This is a genomic window from Bradyrhizobium sp. CAR08, assembly GCF_052871955.1.
The window spans coordinates 1-14,207 of record NZ_JBIXJX010000014.1; the positions used below are offsets into that span (position 1 = coordinate 1).

Annotated in this window: 14 protein-coding genes; 1 reads left to right on the forward strand and 13 read right to left on the reverse strand. The window is 64.9% G+C overall.

Translation table 11 applies throughout. The features are described from left to right. The 5 genes from ACIPUD_RS26710 to ACIPUD_RS26730 form a co-directional block, all read right to left on the reverse strand. The coding region (locus tag ACIPUD_RS26710) for a M16 family metallopeptidase (RefSeq protein ID WP_446481849.1) at nucleotides 1–950 on the reverse strand (950 nt) is incomplete at its 3' end. A gap of 201 nt (nucleotides 951–1,151) precedes the next feature. Beyond that, entirely contained in the window at nucleotides 1,152–1,877 is a 726-nt protein-coding gene (locus ACIPUD_RS26715) for a hypothetical protein (protein WP_018453482.1), read from the reverse strand. A 97-nt stretch (nucleotides 1,878–1,974) separates the two neighbouring features. After that, nucleotides 1,975–2,469, reverse strand: a complete 495-nt coding sequence (lspA, locus tag ACIPUD_RS26720) for a signal peptidase II (RefSeq protein WP_026232539.1) — start codon at nucleotides 2,467–2,469, stop codon at nucleotides 1,975–1,977. A 156-nt stretch (nucleotides 2,470–2,625) separates the two neighbouring features. After that, nucleotides 2,626–5,634: an isoleucine--tRNA ligase gene (gene ileS, locus ACIPUD_RS26725; RefSeq protein WP_446481850.1), complete on the reverse strand. Its 3,009-nt coding sequence runs from the start codon at nucleotides 5,632–5,634 to the stop codon at nucleotides 2,626–2,628. A 202-nt stretch (nucleotides 5,635–5,836) separates the two neighbouring features. Then, entirely contained in the window at nucleotides 5,837–6,808 is a 972-nt protein-coding gene (locus ACIPUD_RS26730) for a bifunctional riboflavin kinase/FAD synthetase (RefSeq protein WP_204512379.1), read from the reverse strand. Nucleotides 6,809–7,036: 228 nt separating this feature from the next. On the opposite strand from ACIPUD_RS26730, the gene ACIPUD_RS26735 reads away from it, so the two are divergent. Next, entirely contained in the window at nucleotides 7,037–7,432 is a 396-nt protein-coding gene (locus ACIPUD_RS26735) for a response regulator (protein WP_007596883.1), read from the forward strand. A gap of 120 nt (nucleotides 7,433–7,552) precedes the next feature. Here the strand turns inward: ACIPUD_RS26735 and ACIPUD_RS26740 are convergent, their stop codons facing one another. The 8 genes from ACIPUD_RS26740 to pgsA form a co-directional block, all read right to left on the reverse strand. Continuing rightward, the gene (locus ACIPUD_RS26740) at nucleotides 7,553–8,407 is read right to left on the reverse strand and encodes a TIGR01459 family HAD-type hydrolase (protein WP_018453486.1); all 855 of its coding nucleotides are present in this window, start codon (nucleotides 8,405–8,407) and stop codon (nucleotides 7,553–7,555) included. Nucleotides 8,408–8,422: 15 nt separating this feature from the next. Continuing rightward, nucleotides 8,423–9,895 (reverse strand): EAL domain-containing protein, encoded by a 1,473-nt coding sequence (locus ACIPUD_RS26745; RefSeq protein ID WP_446481851.1) that lies wholly within the window; start codon nucleotides 9,893–9,895, stop codon nucleotides 8,423–8,425. A 142-nt stretch (nucleotides 9,896–10,037) separates the two neighbouring features. Beyond that, complete coding sequence (locus ACIPUD_RS26750) at nucleotides 10,038–11,168, reverse strand: YihY/virulence factor BrkB family protein (RefSeq protein ID WP_026232540.1); 1,131 nt, start codon at nucleotides 11,166–11,168, stop codon at nucleotides 10,038–10,040. A 2-nt stretch (nucleotides 11,169–11,170) separates the two neighbouring features. Further along, nucleotides 11,171–11,770 carry a hypothetical protein gene (locus ACIPUD_RS26755; RefSeq protein WP_018453489.1) on the reverse strand — a complete coding sequence of 200 codons (600 nt, stop codon included), beginning with the start codon at nucleotides 11,768–11,770 and terminating at the stop codon, nucleotides 11,171–11,173. A 90-nt stretch (nucleotides 11,771–11,860) separates the two neighbouring features. Next, nucleotides 11,861–12,820 (reverse strand): 50S ribosomal protein L3 N(5)-glutamine methyltransferase, encoded by a 960-nt coding sequence (gene prmB, locus ACIPUD_RS26760; protein ID WP_446481852.1) that lies wholly within the window; start codon nucleotides 12,818–12,820, stop codon nucleotides 11,861–11,863. Further along, on the reverse strand, nucleotides 12,820–13,296 hold the full coding sequence (locus ACIPUD_RS26765) for a molybdenum cofactor biosynthesis protein MoaE (protein ID WP_446481853.1): 477 nt from the start codon (nucleotides 13,294–13,296) through the stop codon (nucleotides 12,820–12,822). The genes prmB and ACIPUD_RS26765 overlap by 1 nt, the downstream gene beginning before the upstream one ends. Before the next feature lie 3 nt (nucleotides 13,297–13,299). Then, complete coding sequence (gene moaD, locus ACIPUD_RS26770) at nucleotides 13,300–13,551, reverse strand: molybdopterin converting factor subunit 1 (RefSeq protein WP_247489229.1); 252 nt, start codon at nucleotides 13,549–13,551, stop codon at nucleotides 13,300–13,302. Next, nucleotides 13,548–14,165, reverse strand: a complete 618-nt coding sequence (gene pgsA / locus ACIPUD_RS26775; protein ID WP_007596859.1) for a CDP-diacylglycerol--glycerol-3-phosphate 3-phosphatidyltransferase — start codon at nucleotides 14,163–14,165, stop codon at nucleotides 13,548–13,550. The genes moaD and pgsA overlap by 4 nt, the downstream gene beginning before the upstream one ends. Between the last annotated feature and the right edge of the window lie 42 nt (nucleotides 14,166–14,207).

Sequence of the window (14,207 nt, forward strand, 5' to 3'; positions counted from 1 at the left end):
CGGTAGAGATAGGAATTGCTGCCGCTGCCCATCAGCTGCGCCAGCACGTCGAGGGCCGCGCTTTCGCCGGCCGCAGCCGTGGTCGCCGAGGGCACCAGGTAATAGCGTCGCAAGCCGGGTTGCTCGACGCGCGGATCGGCCAGGGTCACGGTGCGCGGCGCCGCGGGTTCCGGCTCCTGCGGGCGGACGCGGCGCGCCGGGATCGCGGGCTGCGCCGGGATGGCGCCGAAACTGCGCTCGACCAGCGGGCGGATGTCGGCGGGCTCGACGTCGCCGGCGATCACCAGGATCGCGTTGTTCGGCGCATAGAAGCGGCGGTAGAAGGCGAGCGCATCCTCGCGATCGAGCTTCTCGATCTCCTGGTGCCAGCCGATCACCGGCCGGCCGTAGGGATGGTTGAGATAGAGCGCGGCCATGATCTGCTCGTTCAGCCGCGCGTCCGGATTGTTGGCGACGCGCATGTTGTATTCTTCGAGCACGACGTCACGCTCGGGCAACACGTTCTCGTCCTTGAGGATCAGGCCGGTCATGCGGTCGGCCTCGAATTCCATCATGGTCGGCAACTGCTCGCGCGGCACGCGCTGGTAGTAGTTGGTGTAGTCGACCGAAGTCGAGGCGTTCTCGTTGCCGCCGACGCGGAGTACGGTCTGGGAGAATTCGCCGACCGGATGCTTCGATGTGCCCTTGAACATCAGGTGCTCGAGGAAGTGCGCGAGCCCGGACTTGCCCGGCGTCTCGTCCGCCGAGCCGACCTTGTACCAGATCATTTCCGTGACGACGGGCGTGCGATGGTCCGGAATCACCACGACCTGCATGCCGTTTCCGAGCGTGAAGCTGGCGGGCGGAGCCGATGTCACCGTGGTCTGCGCAAGGGATGCGCCGGCCGTGAGGACACTCGTCGAAAGCAGCGCGGCAAGGAGGCGGGCAGCCGATCGGTAAGAGGACATCATGATCCTTATGAAAGGCCGAGCCCGGATGTCCGGCTCGGAGGCACGGCATGGTACACCGTGCGGCAAACGCTTCGCGTCACGAAGCAGAGAACTCAACTCGGGCGCAAGTTACTGATAAGCAATTAAAGACCGCGTCCGGCGCGCACGAGCCGCCGGCGCGGGACCGGGTCTGTGTCGGGATATCGCGAAGGGACAGGAGCGCTATTGTTCCTTGTCCTTGCCGGACATGATGTCGAAATAGGTGCGCCGTGTCTTGTCCTCTCCGGCGCCATAGGCATAGCTCGGTGACGGTGTCTGGTAGCCCGGCGGCGGCTCGACCAGTGACTGGCGCGGCGGCTCGGTCGTGAATTGCTTGGCCTCGCCTTTGTTGTTTGACATCATGCCCCACAGACCGCCGGAGAAACCGAGCTGGGCCGGGCTGAGCGACGGATTGCCGTTGGTGCCCGGCTGAATAGGATCATTGCTCGTGCGCTCGGGTGCGGCTGTCCTGCCGACCTCCATCTCGGCGGGCGACAACGCCCGGCCTGCCTGCCAGCTCTCCGTGGCCTTGACGGCCTTCTTCCGCTGCGCGATGGCCTCCTTGCGGCGTCTCTCGTCAGGGTCCTTCGGCCAGTTCGGCGCGTTCTTGGCTTCAACGCCGGCGGGCGGCGGCAGGTCGAGCTTGGGCGGCACCACCAGCGGCGACCGCTCGCGGTATTCGATACCCTTCTTCTCCATGCTCTTGGCGCCGATGCCCGACATCAGATTGTCGATGAGCTTCTCTTCGAAGGTCATGTCGTCGTCGTCCTCGCCGTCGTCACCGGCGCGAGCGACGCCAGCCGACATGACGAGACCGATGCCGAGCGCGACAGCGGACAATTTCAACGCCCGCCAGAACCCCTGCCGGGGGTCTTCAACCATCGAACCGCTGGTCTTCGAGCTGCGCATCACTGTACCTGTTCCAAAATGTGGCAGTTTGCCGCTCTCGCACGGCATAATCCCTCGCAAAAGCAAGGTTCCACCTGCCGGTCCGTATCGGCCGGGATCAGGGCGCTTTTGCGGCGGGTACCCCCAGGAAGGAATCATACAATAGCGCCGCCACGCCAGCAACGATGGCCACGTCCGCGAGGTTGAACACGTACCAATTATAGGTATTTTCGCCGATATTGATGTGAAACAGGGCGAAATCGACCACCGCGCCATAGGCGAGGCGATCGATCCCATTGCCGATGGCGCCGCCAATGATCAGGCCAAGCGCGATGGTTGCCAGCAGGGTGTGCGAGCGGGCCATCCAGATCGCCAGCGCAACCACCGCGACGACCTTCACGGCCATCAGCGCCATTTGCGCCGCCTGACCGTCGTTCTGGAGCCAGCCGAAGCTGATGCCGATGTTCCAGGCCAGCACCAGGTCGAAGAACGGGGTCACCTCGACCGCGCCGCGACGGGCGAGGTCGAACACGTTCAGCAGCCAGAGCTTTGAAGCCTGGTCGGCCACGAGCGTGAGCAGGGCCGCGAGGATGCCGGCGCGGAGCGGGGTCATGGGCAGTCCGCCACAACACGCTCCGTCGTCGTCCTGGCGAAAGCCAGGACCCACACTCCGAGGCGGTCGTTGTTTGAAAGACTTGTGGTCATCAGCCTTCGTCGCAATTGGCGGCCGTGGAATGGGTCCTGGCTTTCGCGAGGACGACGGTGAGACCTAGATGCTGACCCCCAGCGCCTTCCATTCGCGCAGCGCCTGGGCATCTCGCGGGGTGACGTCGGGGTATTCGGGGTCCTCACCCACCGCCGGCGAAATCTTCCAGGAACGGGCGCATTTGGTGCCGACCGCCTTCTCCACCACGACAGCGACGCCTGGAACGGCATCGAGACGGAATGCGGAAGCCGGCGCCTCGCCCTCGCGCACCTCGTAATTCGAGGTGATGCAGATCTCGGCGAGGTCGGTGTCGAACAACGTCGCAAGCATGTCGCGGTCGGCGACATAGATGACCGGCGATGCCTCCAGCGACGAGCCGATGTTCTTGGCGGCGCGTTCGAGCTCCAGCGCACCGGTGACGACACGGCGGACGTTGCGGATCGCTTCCCACTTCGCGGCGAGCTTGTCGTCGCGCAGGCTTTCGAGGTCGTCGGGAAACTGCGTCAGGTGCACCGAGGGCTCGGCGTCGGGCCTGTACATGCGCCAGGCTTCCTCCGCGGTGAAGCTGAGGATCGGCGCCAGCCATTTCAGGATCGAGCTGCACAACAGGTCGATCGTGGTCAGCGCCGCCTTGCGCGTCAGCGAGGACGGCGGATCGCAATACAGCGTGTCCTTGCGGATGTCGAAATAGAACGCGGAGAGCTCACTGTTCAGGAACGCGGACAAGGTTGCGACCACGGTCTTGTAGTCGAACTCCTGATAGGCTTTGCGGACGACGGCAGCACGGACCGCGAGCTCGTGCAGCATCAGCCGTTCGAGTTCGGGCATGTCGGCGGGCGCGACTGCGTCGGCCGGCTTGTAGTGATCCAGCGTTCCCAGCATCCAGCGCACGGTGTTGCGCAGCTTGCGATAGGTCTCGATGGTGTTCTTCAGGATCTCCGGGCCGATGCGCTGGTCGTCGGCATAGTCGGTGGCGCAGACCCAGAGGCGCAGGATATCCGCGCCCGAATCCTTGATCACCTTCTGAGGCTCGACGGTGTTGCCGATCGACTTCGACATCTTGCGGCCGTTCTCGTCGAGCGTGAAGCCGTGGGTGAGCACGATGTCATAGGGCGCGCGGCCCCGCGTGCCCGCGCTTTCCAGCAGCGACGAATGAAACCAGCCGCGATGCTGATCGCTGCCTTCGAGATACATCACGGTGTCGTCGCCGCCGTCGACCTTGCGAACGATGTTGCCGAGCTGCGGGAAGTTCTGGCGATCCTCGAGCACGAAGGCATGTGTGGAGCCGGAATCGAACCAGACGTCGCAGATGTCGTCGATCTTCTTCCAGTCTTCCTTCGCGCGGGATCCAAGGAAGCGCTCGCGGGCGCCGTCCATGTACCAGGCGTCGGCGCCTTCCTCCATGAAGGCCTCGGTGATGCGCTGATTGACGATCTCGTCCTGCAGGATCTCGGCCGAACCGTCGCTGTTCTCGCGCACGAACACGGCGATCGGCACGCCCCAGGCGCGCTGGCGCGAGATCACCCAGTCCGGACGGTTGGCGATCATGCCGTTGATGCGGTTCTCACCCGACGGCGGCACCCATTGCGTGACCGAGATCGCATGCAGCGCGCGAGCCCGCAGCGTATCGCCCTTCCTGGCGTGGCCATCTTCGCTGATGTCCTTGTCCATCGCGATGAACCATTGCGGCGTGTTGCGGAAGATCACCGGCTTCTTCGATCGCCAGGAATGCGGGTACTGGTGCTTGAGGCGGCCGCGCGCGAGCAGCTTGCCGGCCTCGACCAACGCCTTGATCACGGCTTCATTGGCATCGCCCTTCTCGCCCTTGTCGTTGAGCACGCGCTCGCCGGTGAAGCCGGGGGCCTGCGCGGTATAGGCGCCGTTCTCGTCGACAGTGTAGGGGATCGCGGTCGAGATGCCGCGCTCATCGAGCTCGCGGGTATTGGCCATCCAGACGTCGAAATCCTCGCGGCCGTGGCTCGGCGCGGTGTGCACGAAACCGGTGCCGGTATCGTCGGTGACATGCTCGCCGGCGAGCAGCGGCACGATAAACGCGTAACCGCCATCGAGGCCGCGCAAGGGATGGGCGCACTCCACGGCGTCCAGCGTATCGCCGGGAATGTCGCGCAGCTTCTCATAGGCCGTGACGCGCGCCTGCTTGAACACCTCTGCTGCAAGCGCATCGGCCAGGATCAGGAGATCGCCGGTCTTTGCCCAATTGTCCGCGGCCGCATCCGTCACCTTGTAGAGGCCGTAGGCGATCTTCGGTGAGAACGAGATCGCGCGGTTGCCGGGCAGCGTCCAGGGCGTGGTGGTCCAGATCACGACCGATGCATTGGCGAGCGCACCATGTGCCGGGGACGTGACGGGAAACTTCACCCACACCATGTCGGAGGTGTAGTCCTCGTACTCGACCTCGGCCTCGGCGAGTGCGGTCTTCTCGACCACGCTCCACATCACCGGCTTGGAGCCGCGATACAGGGTGCCGTTGGCGGCGAACTTCATCAGCTCGCGGGCGATCTGCGCCTCGGCGGGATAGCTCATCGTCTGATAGGGATGATCCCAGTCGCCGATGATGCCGAGCCGCTTGAATTCCTCGCGCTGCACGTTGATCCAGTGTGTCGCATAGGCGCGGCATTCCTTGCGGAACGCCACCATCGCAGCGGAGTCGCGGAAGTCGGGCTTCTGCTTGCCCTTGGAACGGTAGTTCTCTTCCTCGATCTTCCATTCGATCGGCAGGCCGTGGCAGTCCCAACCGGGCACGTAGTTGGAGTCGAAGCCGAGCATCTGCTGGCTCTTGGTCACGACGTCCTTGAGGATCTTGTTCAGCGCGTGCCCGATATGGATGTTGCCATTGGCGTAGGGCGGGCCGTCATGCAGCACGAATTTGGCGCGGCCCTGGGCTTCCTGGCGGAGCTTGTCGTAAAGGCCGATGTCGTTCCAGTATTTCAGCAGCTCCGGCTCGCGCTGCGGCAGGCCGGCCCGCATCGGGAATTCGGTCTGCGGCAGGAACAGGGTTTTCGAATAGTCTTTGGCTTCGGATTTTTGGGACTTTTGTGGCTTGTCGGACATGAGGCTGACTGGCTCGGAAGGGCGCGGGAACGGATGGCGATGCGGAATCGCGGGTGAAACGACGACATCCCGGTCTTGCGCCGAGCCGAAAGCTCAGGCGGAAGCCGGGCCGCTAATCCCTATGATGCGCCGCGCAAACATGGGCTCTCCATAGCAGGGGGGCGGGGGAAGCGCAAAAGGTTCGGCGGGCCGGTTTCCGGCCTCAATCGATGACGCCAAGCCGCGGAAACGCGTCCGGGGCGGCGGCGAGCATGGCGCGGGCGCGGGCGGAATCGTTGTCCATCTGGCGGATCAGGGCATCCAGGCCCTCGAATTTCAGTTCCTCGCGGATGAAGCCGATAAAGGCGCAGTCGAGCGTCTGCCCGTAGAGATCCCCCTTGAAGTCGAACAGAAAGATTTCCAGCAGCGGCGCACCATTATCGAACGTCGGGCGGCGGCCGAAGCTTGCCACCCCGTCCAGCCGCTCCACGCCGCGGCCGACCCGCACCGCATAGATGCCGTGCTTGAGGCCGCAATTGGCATCAAGGCGGATATTGGCGGTGGGATAACCGAGGTCGCGGCCGCGCTTCTCGCCGTGGATGACCTCGCCGGTGATGAACCAGGGCGCGCCGAGCATGGCCGTGGCCTCGTCGAGTTGGCCTTCGGCGAGCGCGATCCGGATCGCGCTGGAGGAGACCGGCCGCTCGTCGATATCGACATGCGGCTGCACGTCGACCTCGATGCCGAGCCGGGGCGCCTCGTTGACGAGGAGGCTCGGCGAGCCGACCCGACCCTTGCCGAAGTGGAAGTCGTAGCCGACGGCGATTCCGCCGATGCCCAGGCGCCCGATCAGGTCGTGGTGAATGAAGTCTTGCGCGCTGGTCCCGGCGCGGGACTTGTCGAAGGTCATGACCACGGCGCCGTCAAGTCCGGTGCCGGCCAGAAGCCGCAGCTTGGCACGCTCGTCCGTCAGGCGGAATTGCGGGGTGTTGGGGCTGAAAAACCGGCGCGGATGCGGCTCGAAGGTCAATGCCAGCGCAGGGCGGCCATGTAGCCGGCCCATTTCCAGCGCCGCAGCGATTACGGCGCGATGGCCGAGATGAACGCCGTCGAAATTGCCCATGGCGACCACGGCACCCCTTGCAATGGCGGAGTCCGGCGTGGTGTCGCGGATAACGGTAAAATGCGGGGCCATCAGGGGAATCTCGAACCGGCGGGACCGGCCGGGACCGTGGCGCGACGGGCCGGATGAAGTCAAGCGGGAGGGGGCGGCCGCATCGAGTGCGATTTCAGTCCACCGGGGGCGTTCCCAGTTAACGCGCTGTTTAACGCCTTGGTGCTAGTCCTTGGGCGTGGAACCGCGGGGCTCCGGCCCGGCAGGTCCGATCGTAATATTTCCTGGGTTTGCGTTGGGGGAGTCGAGATGGCGGTTGATTTGTCGATGTCGGTTCTGGTGGTTGACGACTACAGCACCATGATCCGTATCATCAGGAACCTCCTGAAGCAGCTTGGCTTCGAGAATATCGATGATGCAAGCGACGGTTCGGCAGCGCTGAACAAGATGCGTGGCAAGAAGTACGGGCTCGTGATTTCCGACTGGAACATGGAGCCGATGACGGGTTACGACCTGCTGCGCGAAGTGCGCGCGGATCCGAACCTCGCCACCACGCCCTTCATCATGATCACGGCCGAATCAAAGACCGAGAACGTGATCGCGGCCAAGAAGGCCGGCGTGAACAACTACATCGTCAAGCCGTTCAACGCGGCGACGCTGAAGACCAAGATCGAGGCGGTCTTCCCGGACATGGCGAGCGCGTAAGGCGCGATCGAAGCCATCAGTTGAATTCGGAAAGCCCGGGCGATTGTCCCGGGCTTTCTGCGTCGGGTTCGTCGTTCCGGAATCGACGCCCCACATCAACCGGGAATGACGATCAACTCGCTACCACTTCAGTTCGCGCATCAGCGCCTTCGGGGGATGGCCGAACAATTCCAGCACCGATGCCGGGTCGAGCTGGTCGAGACCCTCGAACTCCTCGGCATGGATGCCGCGGGTCACGAACAGGCAATCGATGCCGAACTCGCGCGCGCCGGTGAGGTCGGTCCGGACGGAATCGCCGATCGCGAGCACCTTTTTGCGGTCGATCTGGTGGCCCTGGCGTTCGCCGGCGAGCGCCATCGCGCGCTCGTAGATCGGCCGGTGCGGCTTGCCGTAGAAGATCACCTCGCCGCCGAGCTCGCGATAGAGCTCCGCGATCGCGCCGGCGCAATAGATCAGGCGGTCGCCGCGTTCCACCACGATGTCGGGGTTGGCACAAACCAGCGTCAGCTTGCGCTCGCGCGCCTTCAGCATCATGCCGCGATAGTCTTCCGCCGTCTCGGTCTCGTCGTCATAGAGGCCGGTGCAGACGATGTAATCCGCCTCTTCCAGCGGCGCGGTCACCGCATCGAGGCCGCGATAGATCGAGTTGTCGCGCTCGGGGCCGAGCCAGAACATCTTGCGGCCGGGATGGTCGGCGACATAGAGCCGCGTCAGGTCGCCTGAAGACACGATCGCGTCATAGGTCTCGTCGGCGACGCCGAGCTTGCGCAATTGCCGCTGCACGGAGTCGGCCGGGCGCGGCGCGTTGGTGATCAGGATGACCGTACCGCCGCGGCTGCGGTAGGTGTGCAGCGCCTCGCAGGCTTCGGGGAAGGATTCGAGACCGTTATGGACCACGCCCCAGATGTCGCTGAGCACGACGTCCACGCCCGCCACGAGTTCACGCAGGCTTTCGGCGAAATGAAGTGTGGTCATGATGCGTGCGGCCGATCAGATACGTCGCGCGAGCGCGGCGTTGCCGGTGACGCGCTGTGGCGCAGACGCAGCCGACGTCGCGCCTGAGCTGGATATGCCGGAGCCATTGGATCCCTGAATGTCCTGTGCCTGGTTCGGCGCGGCGGTAGCAGATGACCCCTCCGGCCGCAATGGCCGGGGCGGCGCGAACAGGAACCCCTGGCCGAACCGCACGTCATAATCGAGCAGGTCGATCACGGCGCGCTCGCCCTCGATTCGCTCGGCGATCAGATCGATGCCGAAGCGGCCGAGCAGGTCGGAGAGATCGGACGGGTGGATGTCCGAGGCCGAAGCCTGCCTGGGGTCGAGCAGGAGCGAGGCCGGCACCTTGATGAAGCGCACGCCGCGATCGGCGAGCTCGCGCGGTTCGATGCGCAAATCGGTGACATGGTCGATCGAGAAACGGAAGCCGCGCTGGGCGAGCGCGGCGAGATTCTCGGTTTCGGCCGGGCCGAGATTGCGGAAGGTGGATTGTTTGAATTCCAGCACCAGCGAGGGCGCCAGCGCTCGATTGGCTTCGAGGAAATCGAGGTATTGCGCGAAGGTCGTGGAATTGCCGAGCGTGGAAGCCGCGACGTTGCAGAACACGCCGACTTCCTTGTTGCGTACCATCAGGCGCCGCAGCACCTGCACGCAGCGCAGCATGACCATGTTGTCGATGCGCCCGATCAACCCGGAGGCCTCCGCGATGCTGATGAACTCCTCGGCCGCGACCAGCTGGTCACGCTCGTCGCGCAGGCGCGTCACGGCCTCGTAGAACCGGACCTTGCGCTGCGGCAGCGACACCATCGGCTGGAGGAAGATGTCGATGCGGTTCTCGTCGATCGCGTTGCGGAGCGTCGCCAGCAATTGGGTGTGGTTGCGGCCGTTGGCGGTCTGAACCGGATTGGCGGTCTGGGTCTGGATCGCCGGTGCTGCCGGCCGCATTGGCGGCGGCGCGGGCGCCGGGGCAGCCGGCCGTTCCTCCTCGAACGTGGCCATCAGGTCGAGCGGCGCGTCCGGCTCCTGCCTTGCGACCGGCGCGGGGGCCGACACTGGCGCGTTGCCGGCCATCAGATCCTCATGGGCCGACACGGTGGTGGCGAGTTGCCTGACCAGTCCGCCGAGTTCGTTGATCTCGCCGACCACCGACTGGATGCGGTCGGAGTTGGCCGAATTGGAAGAGGCGATGCGTGCTTCGATCGTGGCGAGCCGGCGGCCGAATTCGGCGACCTGACGGGCGAGGTCGGCGGTGCCGCGCGAAAGATCGGCGATCTGGCCGCCGACGTCGCTGCGGTCGCGCAGTCGCATCGACACTGCATTGTAGAGGATCAGGAAGGTCAGCGCCGTCAGCGCCACGATCGCGGATTCGGTTCCGCTGATGCCGGCGACCGCGTAGAGCAGGAGCCCGAGCGAGGCGGCGACCAGAACCATGCAGATCGCGATGAAGATCGTCGAAATACGAATCATGCCGCGCGTTACGCCTCAAGAGCTGACTGCCTGACCGGGAAAACACGGGTGGCGTTTCGAACCCGTCACGCCGCATGCTCCCCCAAGCGGCATGACCTTAACATCATTGTTGATTCGAGGGGATAGCGGCCCAATCGCAGAGTCAGGACGGCGCCGCGGCGCCGACCGTGTCGGCCGAGACGGCCTCGCGGGTGCCTAGCGGCTTGGGCGGCCCGGTGGTCGTGTCGCGCAAGGTCTGCCGTTCGATCTCCGAATTCAGCTCAGCCCCGAACATGATGACGATGGCCGACATCCACATCCACATCATCAAGCCGATCGCAGCGCCGAGCGAGCCGTAGGTCGCGTTGTAATTTGCGAATTCGGACAGATACCAGGACAGCAGCGCCGAGCCGGCGATCCAGAGGATCGCGGCCGTCACAGCGCCGGGGCTCAGCCATTGCCAGCGCGGGGCGTCGCGGCTGGGCGCGAAGCGGTAGAGGACGGCGAGCGCCGCAAGGAGAATGACGAACAGCACCGGCCATCGCGCCAGCGCCACGATCAGCTTGCTTTCGGGCGCCATGCCGAGGTGGTTGAGCGCGAGCGGGAAGGCGACGACGGCGCCCACCATCAGCAGCAGGGCAACGATGCCACCGACCGTGAAAGCCAGCGAGACCGTGTTCAGCCGGATGAAGCTGCGCTTTTCACGCTCCTCATAGGCGACGTTGAGGGCGTCGAAGATGGCTTTGACGCCGGCATTGGCGCTCCAGATCGCGAGCACGAGTCCAAACAGGAAAGTGAAACCAAGGGTCGCGCCGCCGTTCGACACGACGCGCGCCACCTGGTCCTCGACGATCTGGAACGCGCCCTCGGGCAGCATCATCGCGAGCGATTGCAGGTTGGAACTGATCGTCGAGGGATCGGCGAACAGGCCATAGAATGAAACCAGCGCCGTGATGGCGGGAAAGATCGCGAGCAGTCCGAAAAAGACGACGCCGCCGGCGGTCGCGAGCAGGCGATCCTCGTCGATGCGCTGATAGGTGCGCCAGAGGATGTCCTTCCAGCCTGCCCACGGGATCGCGAACGGGCTTTTCGCGCGGCGGCCGCGGCCGGGCTGCGAGGCTGCGCCCGTCGGGCTCGTTTCCGGCGAATTCGCCTCGCCGTTGCGGTGGTCTTGCGGAGGTCCCGGCCGGATCAGGCCAGAATCCTGGAAATACCGTTCCGCGGTGAGCACGAACACGGTCGTGGCTGCGACTAACAGCCAGCTGTCGAATTGCTCGGCGCGCCGCATACGCATTTTCAGGTATCCGCTCCGTGGCCGTGACGCCGCCTGCGCGCGGCCGTGATCCCGACCAGCCCAACGGCCGCGAGCATCAGCCCGAGTTGCACGGGCCGGTTGGACCGAGCCGGCCACGTGCTGCCGCCATGTCCTGACTCATGTCCTCGTTCGCCCGGCGCGAGCGGCGCCAGGGGAATTGTCGTCGCGACCTCTTTCACCGCCTCCTTCACCGTTCCGCGCGGGATGCGCGGGGTGGCGATAGCCACCCGTAGGCGGCTGGCGAGCGGCACGATCGGCTTGGTCTTGCGCTTCATCTGGGCCATGGCCACGCCGGCGCAGGCGGCGGCCAGGACCAGGAGCACAGCGCCGACGGCGCCGAACCCCCAGAATTGCCCGTAATGGATTGCAATCCAGCGGTACAGGGCGATCAGGCCGACGAAGAAGGCTGCGACGACGAACAAGCCCGCAACCGCGAGCAGTCCGGCCGCAGCCGCGTACGACGTCATGCGCCCTGTGGCCTGGTTGCTCCGGTCGCGGGCATAGGACTGGGCGGCGCGCTTGAGATGGTTGAGCTTGAGCGCGACGCCGGCGCGCAGCAATTCGCCCGATGGCGCAAGCATGCGGTTATCCTCCGAGTGCGAGAAAATTCGTCGGGGGATGAACGTGGCGGTATTTGACTTGTTCCGACGAGGTCTGCCCGCCGTGATGGATCAGCCGAGATCGGTTGCCGCGATCCAGAACACTTCGCCCTCGGAGTCCTCGGTGTCGAGCCAGAGCAGCGGCAATTCAGGAAAGGCCTCGTCAACCAATTCGCGGCCGCGGCCGATCTCGCAGATCAGCCCGCCATGCGGCGTCAAATGGCCGGGCGCATCGCGCAGGATCCGGCGCACCACATCGAGACCGTCGGCGCCGCCGTCGAAGGCGAGCTTCGGCTCGGCCCGGCACTCGGGCGGCAGCGCCGCCATGCCTTCGGCGTCGACATAAGGCGGGTTGGTGATGATCAGGTCGTATTTGGTGTTACCGAGTGGGGCGAACAGGTCGCCGCGATGCAGGCTGATCCGGCCATCGAGCCCGTATTCGCCGACATTTCGTCTGGCGACGTCGATCGCGCCCTTCGAGATATCGACGGCATCGATCGTGGCGTTCGGGAAATGATGCGCGGCGAGGATCGCGAGGCATCCCGATCCCGTGCAGAGATCGAGCACGCGCTCGACGGCGCTGGAATCGTCGATCAGCGAGCCGGCTTCGCCGTCGCCGCCGAAATGCGACTCCAAGAGTTCACCGATGAAGGAGCGCGGAACGATGACGCGCTCGTCGACATAAAACGGCAGGCCGCGCATGTAGATCTTGTTGACGAGATACGCGGCCGGTTTGCGCGTAGTGACGCGCTGATGAACGAGATCGATGATGGTCCTGCCCTCGGCGGCCGTCACGCGCGCGTTGGCAAAAATCTCGAACTGCTCGGGATGCAGATGCAGGGCTTCACAGACCAGGAAAGCCGCTTCCGCGACCGGATCGGGCGTGCCATGGGCAAAGGCGAGCTTGGTCTCATTGAAGCGGCTCACGGCATAGCGGACGAAATCGATCAGCGTGAGAAGCTCGCCGGGGCCCACTTTCGCGAGCTTTGGCGCGGCGCGGCCGCGCACGGCCTTTTTGGATGTTCTTGCCATCAGGATCGGGTCCAGCGTGCGGCGGCTTCGTCGTCGCGGGCCTGGGCCTCGACCCAGCCGGTGCCGGTGGCGCTCTCTTCCTTCTTCCAGAACGGCGCGTTGGTCTTGAGATAATCCATCAGGAACTCGGCTGCCTGGAACGCTGCCTGGCGGTGCTGCGAGCCGGTCAGCACCAGCACGATGTTCTGGCCGGGCATGAAACGGCCGACGCGATGGATCACCGTGACGCCGCTGAGAGGCCAGCGCGAGATGGCCTCGTCGGCATGGCGCCTGATCTCTTCCTCGGCCATGCCAGGATAATGCTCGAGCGAGAGCGCGGCGATCTTCGCGCTGTCTTCGTCGCTGCGGCAGATGCCGGAAAAGCTCACGACCGCACCGATGTCGGTGCGGTTCCCGGTCAGCACCGCGATCTCGCGCGCGATGTCGAAATCGTCTTGCTGGATACGGATGGTGACGGGGCAGGTGGCGACGGACATGGCCTAGCCGCCGGTCATCGGCGGGAAGAACGCGATCTCGCGAGCGCCTGCGATCGTGGCGTCCGACTTGACGTGAGCATGGTCGATCGCGGTGCGGATCACCTTCGGCTTCTCGAACGCATAGGCGTAGGCTTCGCCTTGGCCGGACAGCCAGGCGATCAGCTCTTCCACGGTGCGCACGGTCGCAGGCGGCTCGATCGTCTCCTCGGCCTTGCCGATGCGCTCGCGCACCCAGGCGAAGTACTTCACCTTCATCCCTCATCCTCCTTGATGAGGTGATGGATGCCGGCGCCGAAATAGTCGTAGCCGGTGTACATGGTGAGGATCGCCGAGGCCCAGAGCAGCGCCAGCCCGATCATCGAGACCATGGGCACGACCTCATCGCCGGCCGGACCAGCCAGCAGGAAGCCGATGGCGATGAGCTGAACCGTCGTCTTCCACTTCGCAAGCTTGGTCACGGGCACGCTGACACGCAGCGCGGCAAGATATTCGCGCAGGCCCGAGACCAGGATCTCGCGGCACAGGATCACGATGGCGGCCCACAGCGACCAGCCGTGAATGATGCCGTCGGCGGCCAGCATCAGCAGGCACGAGGCGACCAGAAGCTTGTCGGCGATCGGATCGAGCATGCGGCCGAACGCCGATTGCTGATTCCAGATCCGTGCGTAATAGCCGTCGAGGTAATCGGTGACCGCAGCCGCGATAAAAATGGCGACGGCGACCCAGCGCAGCCACAGCGGGCCGTCCATGATCGACTGTGCGTAGATGCACCCGACCACGACCGGGATCGCGGCGATCCGGCCGTAGGTCAGGATGTTCGGGAGGGACATCGCGCGGCTGGTCGTCCCTCGTGTCGTGGCGATGTTCATCCGTCCTACCAATACCGCTGCAGCCTGAAGGTCAACCGTTCC

Bases quoted from the DNA above. Each gene is read 5' to 3' on its own strand.
- ACIPUD_RS26715 (WP_018453482.1), bottom strand. From the start codon at position 1,877: ATGCGCAGCTCGAAGACCAGCGGTTCGATGGTTGAAGACCCCCGGCAG.
- lspA (WP_026232539.1), bottom strand. From the start codon at position 2,469: ATGACCCCGCTCCGCGCCGGCATCCTCGCGGCCCTGCTCACGCTCGTG.
- ileS (WP_446481850.1), bottom strand. From the start codon at position 5,634: ATGTCCGACAAGCCACAAAAGTCCCAAAAATCCGAAGCCAAAGACTAT.
- ACIPUD_RS26730 (WP_204512379.1), bottom strand. From the start codon at position 6,808: ATGGCCCCGCATTTTACCGTTATCCGCGACACCACGCCGGACTCCGCC.
- ACIPUD_RS26735 (WP_007596883.1), top strand. From the start codon at position 7,037: ATGGCGGTTGATTTGTCGATGTCGGTTCTGGTGGTTGACGACTACAGC.
- ACIPUD_RS26740 (WP_018453486.1), bottom strand. From the start codon at position 8,407: ATGACCACACTTCATTTCGCCGAAAGCCTGCGTGAACTCGTGGCGGGC.
- ACIPUD_RS26745 (WP_446481851.1), bottom strand. From the start codon at position 9,895: ATGATTCGTATTTCGACGATCTTCATCGCGATCTGCATGGTTCTGGTC.
- ACIPUD_RS26750 (WP_026232540.1), bottom strand. From the start codon at position 11,168: ATGCGTATGCGGCGCGCCGAGCAATTCGACAGCTGGCTGTTAGTCGCA.
- ACIPUD_RS26755 (WP_018453489.1), bottom strand. From the start codon at position 11,770: ATGCTTGCGCCATCGGGCGAATTGCTGCGCGCCGGCGTCGCGCTCAAG.
- prmB (WP_446481852.1), bottom strand. From the start codon at position 12,820: ATGGCAAGAACATCCAAAAAGGCCGTGCGCGGCCGCGCCGCGCCAAAG.
- ACIPUD_RS26765 (WP_446481853.1), bottom strand. From the start codon at position 13,296: ATGTCCGTCGCCACCTGCCCCGTCACCATCCGTATCCAGCAAGACGAT.
- moaD (WP_247489229.1), bottom strand. From the start codon at position 13,551: ATGAAGGTGAAGTACTTCGCCTGGGTGCGCGAGCGCATCGGCAAGGCC.
- pgsA (WP_007596859.1), bottom strand. From the start codon at position 14,165: ATGAACATCGCCACGACACGAGGGACGACCAGCCGCGCGATGTCCCTC.